At 41.5% G+C, this 17,018-nt stretch carries 11 protein-coding genes and 1 pseudogene; 6 read left to right on the top strand and 6 right to left on the bottom strand.

Annotated features, from left to right (window positions below; translation table 11 throughout):
* The first annotated feature begins 164 nt into the window (after window positions 1-164).
* From dnaA to J8L86_RS19340, 5 genes are all read left to right on the top strand, one after another.
* Window positions 165-1,553 (top strand): chromosomal replication initiator protein DnaA, encoded by a 1,389-nt coding sequence (dnaA, locus tag J8L86_RS19360; RefSeq protein ID WP_055025476.1) that lies wholly within the window; start codon window positions 165-167, stop codon window positions 1,551-1,553.
* A gap of 19 nt (window positions 1,554-1,572) precedes the next feature.
* A complete protein-coding gene (gene dnaN / locus J8L86_RS19355; protein WP_211031316.1) occupies window positions 1,573-2,673 on the top strand; it encodes a DNA polymerase III subunit beta in 1,101 nt (366 codons plus the stop codon).
* A gap of 103 nt (window positions 2,674-2,776) precedes the next feature.
* Window positions 2,777-3,859: a DNA replication/repair protein RecF gene (gene recF, locus J8L86_RS19350; RefSeq protein WP_065108806.1), complete on the top strand. Its 1,083-nt coding sequence runs from the start codon at window positions 2,777-2,779 to the stop codon at window positions 3,857-3,859.
* A gap of 15 nt (window positions 3,860-3,874) precedes the next feature.
* Complete coding sequence (gyrB, locus tag J8L86_RS19345) at window positions 3,875-6,292, top strand: DNA topoisomerase (ATP-hydrolyzing) subunit B (RefSeq protein ID WP_055025479.1); 2,418 nt, start codon at window positions 3,875-3,877, stop codon at window positions 6,290-6,292.
* Between the two features lie 107 nt (window positions 6,293-6,399).
* Window positions 6,400-7,482 (top strand): HDOD domain-containing protein, encoded by a 1,083-nt coding sequence (locus tag J8L86_RS19340; protein ID WP_211031315.1) that lies wholly within the window; start codon window positions 6,400-6,402, stop codon window positions 7,480-7,482.
* Window positions 7,483-7,577: 95 nt separating this feature from the next.
* Here J8L86_RS19340 and glyS read toward each other — a convergent pair whose 3' ends face one another.
* Both glyS and glyQ read right to left on the bottom strand, forming a co-directional pair.
* Window positions 7,578-9,647 carry a glycine--tRNA ligase subunit beta gene (glyS, locus tag J8L86_RS19335; RefSeq protein ID WP_211031314.1) on the bottom strand — a complete coding sequence of 690 codons (2,070 nt, stop codon included), beginning with the start codon at window positions 9,645-9,647 and terminating at the stop codon, window positions 7,578-7,580.
* A gap of 10 nt (window positions 9,648-9,657) precedes the next feature.
* Window positions 9,658-10,563 (bottom strand): glycine--tRNA ligase subunit alpha, encoded by a 906-nt coding sequence (glyQ, locus tag J8L86_RS19330; protein ID WP_055025482.1) that lies wholly within the window; start codon window positions 10,561-10,563, stop codon window positions 9,658-9,660.
* Between the two features lie 120 nt (window positions 10,564-10,683).
* On the opposite strand from glyQ, the gene J8L86_RS19325 reads away from it, so the two are divergent.
* Window positions 10,684-11,244, top strand: a complete 561-nt coding sequence (locus tag J8L86_RS19325; RefSeq protein WP_065108802.1) for a DNA-3-methyladenine glycosylase I — start codon at window positions 10,684-10,686, stop codon at window positions 11,242-11,244.
* Between the two features lie 74 nt (window positions 11,245-11,318).
* On the opposite strand, the pseudogene J8L86_RS19320 reads toward J8L86_RS19325, so the two are convergent.
* From J8L86_RS19320 to fadA, 4 genes and pseudogenes are all read right to left on the bottom strand, one after another.
* Window positions 11,319-14,508 (bottom strand): annotated as a pseudogene (locus J8L86_RS19320) (amidohydrolase family protein).
* 424 nt (window positions 14,509-14,932) lie between these two features.
* Window positions 14,933-15,373, bottom strand: a complete 441-nt coding sequence (locus J8L86_RS19315) for an MOSC domain-containing protein (RefSeq protein ID WP_055025485.1) — start codon at window positions 15,371-15,373, stop codon at window positions 14,933-14,935.
* Between the two features lie 2 nt (window positions 15,374-15,375).
* A complete protein-coding gene (gene tusA / locus J8L86_RS19310) occupies window positions 15,376-15,621 on the bottom strand; it encodes a sulfurtransferase TusA (protein ID WP_055025486.1) in 246 nt (81 codons plus the stop codon).
* 207 nt (window positions 15,622-15,828) lie between these two features.
* Window positions 15,829-16,998 (bottom strand): acetyl-CoA C-acyltransferase FadA, encoded by a 1,170-nt coding sequence (gene fadA / locus J8L86_RS19305; RefSeq protein ID WP_080914495.1) that lies wholly within the window; start codon window positions 16,996-16,998, stop codon window positions 15,829-15,831.
* Between the last annotated feature and the right edge of the window lie 20 nt (window positions 16,999-17,018).

Raw genomic sequence — 17,018 nt, 5'->3', positions numbered from 1 at the left:
TCTGTGAACAAATCACATTAATTGGATCGTTTTTGATCTTTAAAGATCACAGATATCCACATACAATGATCTGCTTGGGGATAAAATTTTTTTTATCGATAGCGATCATTGAGATCTAACGATAGAATAGCCCTCCTTCAACAAACGATATTAAGGAATATTAAGTGGCGGTTTCACTTTGGCAACAATGTATCGGCAGGCTGCAAGACGAACTTTCTGCGCAGCAATTCAGTATGTGGATCCGTCCGTTACAGGCTGAAATGGATGGCGATACCTTGGTACTTTATGCACCTAATCGTTTTGTACTTGATTGGGTTCGAGATAAGTACATCAATATCATTAATCAATTTTTTACCGAACAGTTAGGTGGTAATGCCCCTAAACTGCGCTTTGATATTGGTAGCCGCCCGTCTGCTGTGAGAGCGCCTGAGCCTGTAAAAGCAGAAGTTAGGCCAACACAAAGCACACAAACTAAGCAACGTGTTAGCACTGCGTTTAATACTCAAGCGGAACCCGTTGAGCATGCTAACCACCGCAGTAATATCAATCCTACTTATCAGTTTGATAATTTCGTTGAAGGTAAATCAAACCAATTAGGTAAAGCTGCTGCACTGCAAGTGGCAGAAAATCCTGGCGGTGCTTATAACCCGTTATTTTTATATGGCGGCACCGGTTTAGGTAAAACCCATTTATTACATGCTGTAGGCAACGGGATTATCAAAAACAATCCCAATGCAAAAGTGGTCTACATGCATTCAGAACGCTTTGTGCAAGACATGGTTAAAGCGCTACAAAATAATGCTATTGAAGACTTTAAACGTTATTACCGTAGTGTTGATGCGCTTTTTATTGATGATATTCAATTCTTTGCCAATAAAGATCGTTCACAAGAAGAATTCTTTCATACCTTCAATGCACTATTAGAGGGTAACCATCAGATCATTTTGACTTCGGATAAATACCCGAAAGAAATTGATGGGGTTGAAGATCGCTTAAAATCACGTTTTGGTTGGGGCTTAACAGTTGCTATCGAACCACCTGAGCTTGAAACCCGTGTAGCGATTTTAATGCGTAAAGCACAAGAAAGTGGCATTAATTTGCCTGATGAAGTGGCATTTTTCATTGCCAAACGTTTACGTTCAAATGTGCGTGAATTAGAAGGGGCGTTAAATCGTGTTATTGCGAATGCTAACTTTACTGGCCGACCAATTACGATTGATTTTGTCCGTGAAGCATTACGTGATTTACTCGCGCTACAAGAAAAGTTAGTGACCATAGATAATATTCAAAAAACGGTTGCTGAATATTACAAAATCAAAATGGCTGATATGCTATCTAAACGTCGCTCTCGCAGTGTAGCGAGACCTCGTCAAGTCGCGATGGCATTATCAAAAGAGTTAACAAACCAAAGTTTACCTGAAATTGGTGACGCCTTTGGGGGTCGTGATCATACTACCGTATTACACGCATGCAGAAAAATTGCCCAATTGCGTGAAGAAAGTCATGACATTAAAGAAGATTATGCTAACTTGATACGTACATTATCTTCTTAATATCAGGAAATTGAGACGAATGAAATTTTCAATTGATAGGGATGCCCTATTAAAACCACTTCAATTAGTGTGTGGTGCAGTAGAAAGACGCCACAACTTACCTATTTTATCAAATTTACTTGTCGAAGTTAGTGAGTCCTCACTTAAGCTTACAGGTACTGATTTAGAAGTAGAACTTGTTGGCCAAGCGGCCATTCAAGGTGAAGTTGAAACTGGCCGAACAACTGTGCCAGCTAAAAAGCTACTCGATATCGTCAAGTCACTTCCTGAACAAGTCGAAATCAAAATTGAGCAGCAAGATAACAAGTGGCTATTACGTTCTGGTCGTAGTCGTTTTTCACTGGCGACTTTACCTGCAAGTGATTACCCCAATGTTGAAGCCTTTGAAGCCGATATCGAGTTTAGTCTTAAACAAGGTACATTGAAGTCGATTATTGATTCGACCCAGTTCTCAATGGCGAACCAAGATGTTCGATACTATTTAAATGGCTTACTTTTTGAAACTGCGGGTAACTCGTTAAAAGCGATTGCGACAGATGGACACCGTCTAGCATTAAGTCATCGTAATATCGACATTAGCCTTCCTGAAAAGCAAGTCATCGTGCCACGTAAAGGTGTGGTTGAAATGTCTCGCTTACTTGAAAGTGAGGACAGTGAAATTACCATTGCTATTGGTGATAGCGCCATTCGTGCAACAACGCAAAATGCTGTATTTACCAGTAAGCTTGTTGATGGACGTTTTCCTGATTACCGCCGAGTATTACCAAAAGGCGGCGATAAAATTGTGGTGGCGAGCCGTAATCATTTAAAACAAGCGCTCACACGTGCATCGATTTTATCCAATGAAAAGTTTCGTGGCGTGCGTATTCAGCTTGAACTAGGATTATTACGTATAACTGCGAATAACCCAGAGCAAGAAGAAGCGGAAGAGATCATTGATGTTGAATACAATGCTGACAACCTAGAAATAGGGTTTAACGTGAGTTATTTACTCGATGTATTGAACAATTTAGCCAGTGATGATGTCAGAATCACGCTGATTGATGGAAACTCAAGCGCATTAATAGAAAACCACGTCGAAGAAGATTCAATGTATGTGGTTATGCCTATGCGTTTATAATGTAAGATAACGTTTCACGACGTTTTAGAACCCAAAAAGGTGCTAGATTAAGGCACCTTTTTTAGTTTTACTGCATCACCATAGGTTTGAGAAATTAGCACCCATGAGTTTAGCCCGTCTTAATATTGCCAACTTTCGCAATATCCTTTCTGCGTCATTGCAACCTGAATCAGGATTAAACTTGATTTATGGAGAAAACGGCAGTGGAAAAACCAGTATATTGGAGGCGATTTATTTTTTAGGCATGGGGCGTTCGTTTCGTAGTCATTTATCCCAAAGAGTGATCAATATTGAACAAGATAACCTTACTTTATTTGCACAACTTGAGATGCAAACCGGTGAGGCGAAATTAGGCTTAAGGCGATTTCGCAATGGCGATATTGATGTCAAATTAGATGGCGATAAAGTGAAGCGTTTATCTGTTTTGGCAGAAACTTTACCGATTCAAGTTATCACGCCAGAAAGTTTTTCATTACTTTTTGAAGGGCCAAAAGCACGTCGACAATTTATCGATTGGGGCGCGTTTCACTCTGATGCGAGTTTCTATCAAGCATGGGTGAATACAAGACGGATTTTAAAGCAAAGAAATCAACTCCTTAGAGATGGTTCTTCTTATGCAACAATTCAATTTTGGGATAAGGAATTGGTGCGGTATGCTGAACAAGTTACTTCGATACGAAATCAATATGTAGACTCGTTAAATGAGCTACTTAAGGGTATAATCGGAGAGTTTTTACCACGAGTTGATATTAAGGTTTCTTTTACTCGTGGCTGGGATAGCAAAACGGATTTTGCTGAGTTACTCGAAACTCAATATCACAGAGATTTATCTTCGGGAAATACGGGTAGTGGACCGCATAAAGCGGACTTGAGATTGCGTGTAGGCAACTTACCTGTGCAGGATGCATTATCCCGAGGACAGTTAAAATTATTAGTCTGTGCACTGCGCATTGCACAAGGCAAGTTGCTTCAAGAACAACAGAACAAGCATAGTATTTACCTTGTGGATGATCTTCCATCTGAGTTGGATGCACAACATAGGCAACTATTGCTAAAACAGTTAACCGAAACCGGTGCACAAATTTTTGTCACAGCGATTGATCCTGTAGCAATAGTCGATTCGCTGGCAAGCCCGCCAAGTAAGATGTTTCATGTGGAACATGGGCAAGTCACGGTAGTTGAATAAAAACGAGAGAGAAATATGTCAGAGAATAGTTATGATTCTTCGAGTATTAAGGTATTAAAAGGCCTTGATGCAGTTCGTAAGAGACCAGGGATGTACATCGGTGATACAGACGATGGTACAGGTCTTCATCACATGGTATTCGAAGTGGTCGATAACTCTATCGATGAAGCCTTAGCTGGCCACTGTAATGACATTACTATTACCATTCATGCTGATGGCTCTGTGTCAGTACAGGATGATGGCCGTGGTATTCCTGTTGAGGTTCATGAAGAAGAGGGTGTTTCTGCTGCTGAAGTTATTATGACCGTACTTCATGCCGGTGGTAAGTTTGATGATAACTCTTATAAAGTATCAGGCGGCTTGCACGGTGTAGGTGTGTCGGTAGTAAACGCACTGTCTGAAAAACTGCAAATGACCATTCGTCGTAATGGTAAGGTTTACGAACAGTTTTATACAATGGGCGTACCTGAAACTCCTATCACACCTGTCGGTGATTCAGATAAAACGGGTACCTCTATCCGTTTTTGGCCTAGCCCAGAAACCTTCTCTGATACCCTGTTCCATTTTGATATTCTTGCCAAACGTGTGCGTGAATTATCATTCTTAAACTCAGGTGTTGGTATTCGTCTTGTTGATGAACGCGATGAGCGAAATGAGTTCTTCAAATACGATGGTGGTATCAGCGCATTCGTTGATTACCTAAACCGTAACAAAACCCCAATCAACAAAGATGTTTTCCATTTCACCCAAGAGCGTGAAGATGGCATTACTGTTGAAGTGGCAATGCAATGGAACGATGGTTACCAAGAAAGCATTTTCTGTTTCACAAACAACATTCCACAACGTGATGGTGGTACTCACTTAGCGGGTTTCCGTGGTGCACTAACACGTAACTTAAATAACTACATGGAGCGAGAAGGCTTCAATAAAAAAGGCAAAACCAATGCTACGGGTGACGATGCTCGTGAAGGTTTGACTGCGGTTATTTCAGTTAAAGTGCCAGATCCTAAATTTAGCTCGCAAACCAAAGACAAGTTGGTTTCTAGTGAAGTGAAAGGCGCGGTAGAACAAACAATGGGTGAGCAGCTAAATGACTACCTATTAGAAAACCCAGTCGATGCTAAGTTAATTGTAGGCAAAATCGTTGATGCCGCGCGAGCTCGTGAAGCCGCTCGTAAAGCCCGTGAAATGACTCGTCGTAAAGGCGCATTAGATTTAGGTGGCCTGCCAGGTAAACTTGCAGATTGCCAAGAGAAAGACCCTGGTCTTTCTGAAATATACATAGTGGAAGGGGACTCTGCTGGCGGTTCAGCCAAGCAGGGACGTAACCGTAAAAACCAAGCGATTCTTCCGCTTAAAGGTAAAATTTTAAACGTTGAAAAAGCGCGCTTTGATAAAATGTTATCTTCACAGGAAGTTGCCACACTGATTACTGCATTAGGTTGTGGTATTGGCCGTGACGATTACGACCCTGAGAAAACACGCTACCATAACATCATCATCATGACCGATGCTGACGTCGACGGCTCGCACATTCGTACGCTGTTGTTGACCTTCTTCTTCCGTCAAATGCCTGAGCTTATTGAGCGTGGTTACATTTACATTGCTCAACCGCCTTTATTCAAAGTGAAAAAAGGTAAGCAAGAGCAATACCTGAAAGATGAACCTGCGTTGACAGAATATTTAACGACTCAAGCGTTAGATGGTACCCATATTTATCCAGCGCCAGGTGCGCCAGGTATGTCTGGTGAACCATTAGAGCGTTTAGTAAGTCAGTACCGTGAAGTTGAAGCGATTATTGAGCGTCTTGCTAAGCGCTACCCAGAGTCAATTACCAATCGTATGATCCATCATCCTGGCATTAGTAATGAAATGCTTGCTGATGAAGGGCAAATGAAGCAGTGGTGTGATGCATTCGTCGCTGACTTAATTGAAATTGAATCTGACGGTGTGATTTACAGCATTGAACCTGTATTAGATCCAGAACGTCAAGTTTACTTACCGAGCTTAACGATCCGTAAGCATGGTATTGATACTAACTACCTATTTAGTTACGACTTCTTCCAATCTAACGATTACGCACTTATTGCCAAATTAGGCAAAGCGTTAGACGGTATGATTGAAGAAGGTGGTTACATCAAGCGTGGCGAACGCATGAAAGAAGTTGAGAGCTTCATTGAAGCGCTTGATTGGACGATGTCTGAAGCGAAACGTGGTTTATACATTCAACGTTATAAAGGATTGGGTGAGATGAACCCTGAGCAGTTGTGGGAAACCACAATGGATCCTGAAACTCGTCGTATGCTACGAGTGACTATTGAAGATGCTGTCGGTGCGGATCAATTATTTACGACCTTGATGGGCGATCAAGTTGAGCCTCGTCGTGACTTTATTGAAACCAACGCATTAAACGTTGCTAACCTAGACGTATAATGCGTCTGTGTTAAATTAAATGGGTGCCAAGTGGCACCCATTTTTAGTTTTAACCCTTTTAAATCTGCTTTTTCCAATGCTGTTACCTGTCTAAGTGGTATTTTGTTATGTTTAAAAAGCTATTTTATAAGTTGTTTAATGTTCGTCCGACCCAAGAGGTCAATGCGGCTAAATCATTAGACAGTCAACAATCTGTATTATTAAAACGTTCAGCTAATGCCCAAGTTGCGTCTAGGCCAAAACAAGCTCGTCCTCAGCAAACTTCTGAGCAAGCCTCCGTTACCGTGCCGACAAGTGTTCTTGATGCTAGTGCACTGTTTTATAGTTTGTTATTTCCATCAAGTAGCCAAGATACTGGTGCAATGGCAAATGACTTAGAGCGCAGTGTGCTGGCTAAAATTGAACAGGCTTTTACAGCGCCGCAAGCGATTGCTGAAAAGGTGCTTAAACTGCCTAGTCGATTATCAGAAGTGGACAGACAAATAGCCCAATCAGATGTCGATACCAAGGCTTTGCTTCTGCTGATAGAGCAAGATCCGGTATTGAGTATTGAAGTATTGAAGCTGTGTAATTCGAGTGCTTTCAAACGTTCTGATAAGCAAATCACCAGCTTGCAACAAGCTGTTGTGCAGATTGGTTTAAGCCAATTACAACTATTTGTACGAACAAGCTTAATGAAGGAAATGATTAACATTAAGCCTATTTATTTCAGACGCTTTGGCGCTGAAATTTGGCGCCACTCTATGCAGGTTGCATTTTTGGCTAATGAACTTGCAGAACATGATGGCGATACGGCATTCTTTTTAGGCTTACTACATGATGTTGGCAAAATAGCCATTTTTAAAATGATGATTGAAGCGTTTCGACAAGCTGAACCTGGTGAGCAGCCTAGTTCGGTATTGTTCAAACAAGTCATGACGACCAAGTCATTAGGACTCAGCGCATTGCTTGTTAAATATTGGCAATTGCCCGCTGAATTTGAAGTGCCGTTAACCCAATTGGCTAACTGTCATCACAAACCAACAGATAGCATGGCTTTGATTATATGGCGTGCCAATATCATTAGTGAATGTTCGATGCTTAAACAGGCGGATAAGTTGACAGAGCAGGCGCAGGCACAGTTGCTTTCTCAAGTCGCTATTAGCCATGATGAGTTTGAGTTACTGCATCAAAAGTTAATCACTCTATAATGTAACTTTAGTTGGATTTTCGTTTAATCTACACTGACGTTAGCCATAAAAAAACGCGCCTTAAGGCGCGTTTTTTTGTGATGACTCAGATATCATTATTGTAATAATGAAATATCAGCGGCATGTAAGAATTGCTCACGTAGACTATTAAGAAGTGCTAAACGGTTATTCTTAAGTGCTGCATCATCTGCCATAACCATTACATCTTCGAAGAAGGTATCAACGCTTTCACGTAGGCTCGCTAATAATGCGAGCGCTTCTTGGTAGTTTGCTGCTGCAAATAATGGTGCCAGCTGTGGCTGAAGCTCAGTCAGTTTATCTGCTAATGCTTTTTCAGCACTTTCGACTAATAGGCTTGAATCGATATTGGTTGGGATTTCTCCTTCAACCTTAGCCAAGATATTCGATACACGCTTGTTCGCTGCCGCAAGCGCTGAGGCTTGCTCTAGGGTTCTAAAGTGAGCCACAGCTTTGATGCGACTTTCAAAATCTGCCGGTGCGGTTGGTTTACGTGCGAGAACAGCTAGGATCACGTCAACACCCACGCCTTGATCTTGATACCATGCACGGAAACGGCCCATAAAGAACTCAAGAACTTGCTCTGATACCTTGTCATTAGTGAGGTTTTCACCGTGTAACTCTTTAGCTTTAGCAATCAAGTCAACTAAATCTAACGGTAAGTTGTTCTCTAAGCAAAGACGTAAAATACCAATAGCAGCACGACGAAGTGCAAATGGATCCGCTGCGCCTTTTGGTGCTTGACCAATACCAAAAATACCGACTAGCGTATCTAGCTTTTCTGCCAGCGCAACACAGATTGAAATCGGTGCCGTTGGTACAGTATCGCCAGAGAACTTAGGCTTGTATTGCTCTGCTAAGGCAACTGCGACAGCTTCAGTTTCACCATCTAAGCGGGCGTAATGCATGCCCATGGTGCCTTGAAGGTCGGTAAACTCCATTACCATGTTCGTCATCAAGTCAGACTTTGACAGTAGACCTGCGCGAGCGGCCTCTTCACTGTTTGCACCTATGCTAGTGGCAATGTAGCCAGCCATTGCAGAAATACGCTCAACACGGGCTTTAATCGTGCCCAACTGTTTTTGGAAAACAACAGACTCTAAGCTGGCTAAACGCGTTTCTAATGACTCTTTTTTATCTGTTTCAAAGAAGAACTCTGCATCAGCAAGGCGAGGACGAACTACTTTTTCGTTACCTGAAATAATCTGCTGAGGATCTTTAGATTCGATGTTCGTTACGAAGATAAAGTTAGGCAACAACTGACCTGCATCATCAAATACTGGGAAGTATTTCTGGTCGCCTTTCATGGTGTAAACCAAGGCTTCAGCTGGGACATCTAAGAATTTTTCTTCAAAGCTTGCTGTTAACACAACAGGCCATTCAACCAATGCAGTGACTTCTTCAAGTAAATCATCTTCAAGATCAGCAATACCACCAATCTCTTTTGCGGCAGCTTCAGCATTTAGCTTGATGATATCCTTACGACGTTGGTAATCAGCTAAGACTTTACCTTCAGTTTCTAATTGCGAGAGGTAGTTATCAGCGTGTTCTAGCTCAAAAGTATCAACACCCATGAAACGATGACCACGAATAGTGCGAGCTGATTCGATACCTAACAATTCACCAGGAACGAGTTCATCACCTAACAGCATGGTGACAGTATGAACTGGGCGGATAAATTGTGTTGTATTACTACCCCAACGCATTGGCTTAGGGATAGGTAATTTATCTAATGACTTTTGTGCCATTGCAGCAATTAAAGACTTGGTTTCAACACCAACCACTTTAGCTTGGTGTAATAACCATTCGCCTTTGTCTGTTTTAAGACGGTCAGCTTGTTCAACAGTAATGCCGTTACCACGAGCCCAGCCCATAGCGGCTTTCGTTGGGTTACCTTCAGCATCAAATGCTTGAGCGACTGCAGGTCCGCGTTTCTCAACCACTTTGTCAGCTTGAGCAACAGCAAGTTGTTCAACACTAATTGCCAAACGGCGAGGGGCTGCATACCAAGTTGCATTGGTAAATGCTAACTCTGCCTTGGTCAGTTCTTCGGTGAAATTAGCGAGAAATGATTCAGCTAATTTACGTAATGCCTTTGGTGGTAATTCTTCTGTACCCACTTCAATGAGTAAGTTTTCAACGTTCATTTTTCTACCTCTACTTACACATTGGGAAACCAAGCGCTTCACGTGCTTGGTAATAAGATTCTGCAACACCTTTAGCCATAGTACGAACACGCAAAATATAACGTTGGCGTTCAGTTACTGAGATAGCGTGGCGAGCATCAAGTAAGTTAAATGCGTGTGAGGCCTTCATCACTTGTTCATAAGCAGGTAGCGGTAGTGGCTTTTCTAGTGCTAATAATTTCTGGCAAGCCGCTTCACAATCTTCAAACTGTTTAAATAAGACTTCAACATCAGCATGTTCGAAGTTATATGTAGATTGTTCAACTTCATTTTGGTGGAAGATATCGCCGTACATGACTTTGCCCATAGGGCCGTCAGTCCAAACAAGATCGTAAACACTGTCTACTTCTTGAATGTACATTGCTAGACGTTCTAAACCGTAAGTAATTTCGCCCGTGACAGGTTTACACTCTAGGCCGCCTACTTGCTGGAAGTAAGTAAATTGTGATACTTCCATGCCGTTTAGCCATACTTCCCAACCAAGGCCCCAAGCACCAAGAGTTGGTGATTCCCAGTTATCTTCAACAAAACGAACGTCATGAACGCCCATATCAACGCCTAGAGCTTCTAAAGAGCCAAGGTATAATTCTTGGATATTACTCGGAGAAGGCTTTAGCACGACTTGGTATTGGTAATAATGCTGCAGACGGTTAGGGTTTTCACCGTAACGGCCATCGGTAGGTCGGCGACATGGTTGCACATAAGCACTGCTCATTGGCTCTGGGCCTAATGAACGTAAAAATGTCATTGGGTGGAATGTTCCGGCACCCACTTCCATGTCCAATGGTTGAACGATTGCGCAACCTTGCTGCGCCCAGTATTCCTGCAGGGTCATAATGAAGCCCTGGAATGTCTTTACGTCGTGTTTCGTCGTCATGTCCGCTTATCTACTGGTTGAGGCTAAAAATAGAAAATGGTTTTGATTATACCTTGTAGATTAAGGCATATGTAGGTTATTTTTTAACGTAGAGATTAAAAATTTAAAAGGGCCTTATAAATGGATTTAAAACGTTGTGCTTGGTTGAGTGATGATCCGCTTTATGTTGACTATCACGACAATGTTTGGGGAAGGCCTGTTTATGATCCTATTGAGCTTTTTGAAAAGCTATGTCTTGATGGTCAACAGGCAGGGTTATCTTGGATCACTATTTTAAAAAAACAGCATAATTACCAAGCATTATTTGCCAATTTTGACCCTAAGATTATTGCTACTTTTGACGACGAGAAAGTAGAACAACTGCTGTTAAATCCAGGAATTGTTAGAAATCGTTTAAAAGTAAATTCAATTATTCGAAATGCTAAAGCCTATTTAGCTTTCGTCGAATCCGGGAATGACTTTTCAACATTCCTTTGGGACTTTGTCGGTGGACAACCTAAAGTGAATCATTTTAGCTCTATGTCAGACGTGCCTGCGCAAACGCCAGAATCTGAAGCTATGTCAAAAGCATTAAAAAAATTAGGCTTTAACTTTGTTGGCCCAACAATTTGTTATGCTTTCATGCAAGCGGTAGGAATGGTCAACGACCATACAACAGATTGTTTTCGTTATGGAAAATAATTAATTGTTGTTATTGCCGAAATTAAAAAGGGATGTTCCACGTGGAACATCCCTTTTTTTATGACATAACGTACTTACTTTGTGTCTTCAAAGAAAAACGGTTTACGTTCTTGTTCATCACCATTTAACAGGTTCATGGTTTCTGAGTTGTAAAGCCTTGCCATTCGCCATGGTATAAGTGACTTTGTCTGTAACTCTAATGTCGGTTAAAGGGTCGCCATCAATAACGATGATATCTGCCAATTTACCGGCTTTAATCGAACCAAGTTGATGATCCATTCCAAAGGTTTTGGCAGGGTTGATGGTTGCTGTTTTAAGTACATCCATATTGCTCATACCGCCTTGAGCGAACATCCACATTTCCCAATGTGCAGCTAAACCTTCGCGTTGACCGTGTGCTCCAATATTTGGCTGGATACCAATATCATTTAGCTCATTTGCTACGCGAGCAACATTGAAATGATTGTAATGCGCATCTGGTGCCTTGGTGCGTCGCATAGAACGAGCATTCAAAATATCACTAGGTACATACATACTTAGACGGGGATGAGCCCATACGTCAGTTTTGTCATACCAGTAATGTTCACCTGATATTCCGCCGTAAGCAACAACAAGTGTTGGGGTATAAGCCACTTCTGTTTGCCCCCAGAATTGCTTGATGTCACTGTAAATTGAACCTGTTGGTAATGAATGTTCAATCGTTGTGTGACCATCAGCAATCATCGATAAGTTATGCTGTAATAAACTACCACCTTCAGGCACCACCATCATTTCTAATTCACGTGCAGCTTGGATTACTTGCTGACGTTGATTACGACGAGGTTGGTTATAGCTTTTAACACTGAAAGCGCCGACTTTTTTCAGACGCTCTAAATGAAATTTCGCATCATCTAACGAGTCTACGTGCGAGGTATAACCTGGTGCATTTGCACCATATAAAATAGTACCCGTAGAGAAAATTCGTGGTCCTACAATATTGCCTGCTTTTTGTTGTTCAGATGCAGCAAATATTTCTGTTGTGTCATTTGATGGGTCATGTATTGCGGTGACTCCTAGCGAAAGACCTGAGTAAAGTTGCCAGTTTTGTTGTGGAATGATTTCATCATCAGCTTGAGAACCGTGAGCGTGAGCATCAAATAAGCCAGGCATTAATGTTTTGCCCTTAATATCGATCACTTGAGCGCCACTTGGAATATTTGTCTTTGCATCACCAACAGTCACAATTTTGTTGTCTTTAACGATAACAACGCCATTGTCTATGACTTCGTCATTTTCCATAGTGATAATTTTGCCACCGACAAAAGCGACTGTTCCACGTGGAACATCTGCTTTTTGAGTGAAACCAATTGAGGTTACTGTTGGTTTGCTTTCATCATCAGTTTTGGCGTATTGGGTATCGACTTTTGCTTGATAAAGTTCAGGGCCAAGAGTCCAATAAAGTTCACTATTATCTGCGTTCCAACTGATACTTTCACCAGCCCGAGCACTAAGTTGTGTGACAGGTAAGTTAGTCGCTTTAGGGCTAATACGTACTGTTTCACCGTGTTTTGCAAAAGGGGTGACATATACACGAAAACGTTCTGCAAATGCTAAGTGTTCGCCGTTAGGCGATACTCTAAATTCTGTTGCATGCTCACTGGTGTAATGGGTACGTTTTTCGAAACCATCTAAGCTGATTGATGCGAATTCAGGTGTTTCATCATGATCCATAAAGAATACACGATTATTATCACTGCCAAATTGTGGTTGGTACCCATTAGCTGTGATTTTAACATTGTTCTTTTTCTTTAAGTCTACTTTATACAAGCCTGGCTCTTGAGACCAAGTACGAGGCGTGACATAACCACCTTTAGCTTTGCGGTACACAACGACTTTACCATCAGGAGAAAAGGTCGGTTCAACATACTTACCAGGCTCTTTTGTCAGTGTTTTACTTCTTCCGCCTTTTGCGCTGACAATGCTCACCGTTCCTTGGTCTTGATCATTCCAAGTGGTAAACACGATATTTTTGCCGTCTCTTGACCACTGCGGGAATAACTCATTAATATCGTCGTCTAGGCGAGTTAAGCGTTTTTGTTTACCGTCTTCAATATCACGGATCCACAATTTCCCTAAAGCTTCGAACACCACTTTTTCACCATTAGGAGAAACTTGAGCCATTCGTAACATTTTTACGTCGAAATTGTCTTGGTCTAAGTTTTGTGTAAAACGAACTGAAGGCTGAACATCTAATTCAGTTTTGACCGTAAAAGGAATATTTTTTATTTTCTTATCATCAATACTCAGTTTATTGATTTTACCTTTAGCCCAGAATACGATTTCTTCATTATCTTGAGTCCATGACATTGTTGGGTAAACACCATGAATAGCCCAAGTTTCTTGCATATCACGATCGAGATTGTCGTATAACTTAGTGTGCTCACCTGACTTTAAATCTAATAAATACAATGTAGATTGAAAACCGTCACGCTTAATGTAAGCCAGTTTGGTACCATCTGGGCTTGGAGTCGGTCTAATTGCGCCACCAGTGCCTTCAATTAATACTTCAATATCACCGGTTTGAGTATCGTAGCGCTTAATTTTATAAATGCCCTTTACCGAATCTTTTGAGTAGTGGAATGTTTTGCCTGGGGTAGCATCTTGGCTGAAATAGATATAGCGACCATCAGGAGAGTATGCCGGCTCGCCTAAGTCTTTTTGATCATTAGGGCGTTCAGTTAACTTAACACCTTCACCACCGGCAACGTGGTACATCCATACTTCACCGGCTCCCAAACTACGACTAGCGGTAAAGTGCTTTCGAGCAACTAAATATTGCGAGTCTGGGCTCCATGCTGGGCTGTTTAATAAACGAAAGGTTTCTGACGTAACAGGGCGTGGATTACTACCGTTAGCATCCATTACCCAAATGTTGTCACCACCATCTTCATCAGATGTAAAGGCAATTGATTTACCATCAGGGCTATACACTGGCTGCATTTGCCAAGCGATACCTGAAACTATTTTCTTGGCTTCTCCACCAGAAATTGGCATTTGATAAATATCACCAAGTAAATCGAACACGATGGTTTTTCCGTCAGGAGACACACTGACGTTCATCCAAGTACCTTCAGCAACATCAATTTTTACTTTTTCAAGCGGGGCATTTTCTGGCGCATTAACTTGCCATTTAGCTGTATCTTCTGATGCATTAACTGCAAGTGATGCACTGGCCAGACTAAGTGCAATAGCGGTATACAATGGTTTTATTTTTGAGGTAAACATGCACAATCCATTATTATGATTATCGTTATTGATCGGAGTTACACTTTTATCAATCAAGTGTTGTTTGCGAGTTATAAAACTGATGATATTTATCGCATAAATTAAGCAAGAACTAAACATTTATTCTGTTTCAATTGATGACAGAAAAAGCTGATTATTGGATTGAAATAAGTTTGCAGAAAGTCGGGGGTATTAATGGTGATAACGGTAAAAAATGTTTAAAGAGTAACAAAACGAATTTGCGTAAACATGTTTGAATACGGTTAGTTAACTCATTATGTATAAAGAATAAATGGAGGGGAATAAGTATAAGTAAGCTTACTTAACTGGTTAATATGATTTTGGTTTTTTATAAAATCGAAAACCGCAGGTTAAGTGCGGTGATCATGTACCAATTATCAAAAATACATTACAGCTGAATCCGTTATGCAATAACCACAGGATCTTCTGTTTGAATTAATCCTTCCGTAACGACCTTGCAAGTTACTCCGCCGCGCCAGTGTGGTGACAAGGCTTGTTCTAAACCGGGCTGAGCTATTTCCATTTTAGCGCATGGATCGGTTTCACCAGTTATAACTAGAGAAACGTGCTCACCAATCGAAATGGTTTTACCTACATCGGCAGCACTAAATTCATGACCATCAATTAATAGATTAGCTCGACGGGTAAGCCAGTCTAAATTAACGTTGATTTCTTGGCATGCCGTTTTCCATTGCTCTATCGACATTACGGTTACTTGGCGCTTGCTTGGCCGACCAAAGACATCGTTTTCTACACCACGAAGCAAACTCACATTCGCGCAAAAAACGGGCTTCATTGGGCCTTTTTTTACCGTTTTGTATGCGATAGCTTGTAGTGTAGACATGATTAAAGTCCTTTTCTGATCATATATTTATAAGGTGTCTGATTTGTGTCACTTGCAATAAGAGTGTGATCCATAAACTCACAAAAACTTGGAATATCTCTGGTTGTTGCTGGGTCGTCAGCGGTAATAAGTAATGTTTCACCTTCAGCCATTTTACGGACTGTCTTACGGATCATCATGACAGGTTCAGGACAACGTAAACCTAATGCATCTAAATGATGTTGCGCTGTTGAAAATATTTCGCTCATACCCACTCTTATATACGACAGACTAACAATAATTGCGCTAATTTTACTCTGCTGAGTTACTGTTGCAAGGGCTTAACCTTAGCTTTATTAGTAAATCGTGAACTAGTACCCATTGTTCCACGTGGAACACGTGTCGTGCTTGCAATAAAAAAAGCCGTACTTCTGTTCAAAGTACGGCTTTTTACACAATTATTATATCAGCAGAGGTTAGCTTTCTACGCGCTCAAAAATAGTCGCAATACCTTGGCCTAAACCAATACACATGGTTGCTAAACCATATTTAGCATCTTTAGCTTCCATTAAGTTAATTAAAGTCGTTGAGATACGTGTACCAGAGCAGCCTAATGGGTGGCCTAATGCAATTGCACCGCCGTTTAAGTTAACTTTCTCGTCAACCACATCGGTTAGCCCTAAGTCTTTAACACATGGAAGAGACTGAGCTGCGAATGCTTCATTTAGCTCAATTACATCCATATCATCTACAGTTAAACCTGCACGCTTAAGCGCTTTTTTAGTTGCAGGAACAGGACCGTAACCCATGATTGCTGCATCACAACCAGCAACAGCCATTGAACGGATACGAGCACGAATAGGCAAACCTAACGCTTTGGCTTTTTCTTCTTCCATAACTAACATTGCAGAAGCGCCATCAGATAAGGCTGAAGAAGTACCCGCTGTTACTGTTCCGTTAGCTGGATCAAAAGCTGGGCGTAAACCTGATAAAGACTCAAGTGAAGTTTCTGGACGGATGACTTCATCGTGGCTTACTTTAATCAAAGCGCCATTAGCATCATGACCTTCAATTGGCACAATTTCATTGTCAAATCGACCTTCAACTGTTGCTGCGTGTGCACGTTGGTGTGAACGCACTGCAAAAGCGTCTTGCTGTTCACGGGTGATGCCATGCATTTTTCCAAGCATTTCAGCTGTTAAGCCCATCATGCCTGAGGCTTTAGCTACATTGCTCGCAAGGCCTGGATGGAAGTCAACACCGTGGTTCATTGGTACGTGACCCATATGTTCAACACCACCTACGATAAAGGTATCGCCTTGGCCCGTCATGATGGCACGTGCAGCTTGATGTAACGCATCCATTGATGAACCACATAAACGATTCACCGTTACAGCTCCTGCTGTTTTAGGTATGCCAGCTAATAAGGCTGCATTACGTGCAATATTAAAGCCTTGCTCCAATGTTTGTTGCACACAACCCCAAATGACATCTTCGATCTCGTTCGGGTCAAGCTGGCTGTTGCGGCTTAATAGTGATTTCATTAGTTCTGCAGAAAGGGTTTCTGCACGTACATTTCTGAATACTCCAGCCTTTGAACGGCCCATTGGAGTACGAATGCAGTCGACGATTACAGCGTTTTTCATGATGATATTCCTTTACTGCT

It is taken from the genome of Shewanella sp. MMG014, from assembly GCF_018100775.1.
Classification (GTDB): domain Bacteria; phylum Pseudomonadota; class Gammaproteobacteria; order Enterobacterales; family Shewanellaceae; genus Shewanella; species Shewanella japonica.
This window is presented reverse-complemented; position numbering and strand designations above follow the sequence as displayed.

Bases quoted from the DNA above. Each gene is read 5' to 3' on its own strand.
- gyrB (WP_055025479.1), top strand. From the start codon at position 3,875: ATGTCAGAGAATAGTTATGATTCTTCGAGTATTAAGGTATTAAAAGGC.
- J8L86_RS19325 (WP_065108802.1), top strand. From the start codon at position 10,684: ATGGATTTAAAACGTTGTGCTTGGTTGAGTGATGATCCGCTTTATGTT.
- fadA (WP_080914495.1), bottom strand. From the start codon at position 16,998: ATGAAAAACGCTGTAATCGTCGACTGCATTCGTACTCCAATGGGCCGT.
- glyS (WP_211031314.1), bottom strand. From the start codon at position 9,647: ATGAACGTTGAAAACTTACTCATTGAAGTGGGTACAGAAGAATTACCA.
- J8L86_RS19340 (WP_211031315.1), top strand. From the start codon at position 6,400: ATGTTTAAAAAGCTATTTTATAAGTTGTTTAATGTTCGTCCGACCCAA.
- dnaN (WP_211031316.1), top strand. From the start codon at position 1,573: ATGAAATTTTCAATTGATAGGGATGCCCTATTAAAACCACTTCAATTA.
- glyQ (WP_055025482.1), bottom strand. From the start codon at position 10,563: ATGACGACGAAACACGACGTAAAGACATTCCAGGGCTTCATTATGACC.
- recF (WP_065108806.1), top strand. From the start codon at position 2,777: ATGAGTTTAGCCCGTCTTAATATTGCCAACTTTCGCAATATCCTTTCT.
- tusA (WP_055025486.1), bottom strand. From the start codon at position 15,621: ATGAGCGAAATATTTTCAACAGCGCAACATCATTTAGATGCATTAGGT.
- J8L86_RS19315 (WP_055025485.1), bottom strand. From the start codon at position 15,373: ATGTCTACACTACAAGCTATCGCATACAAAACGGTAAAAAAAGGCCCA.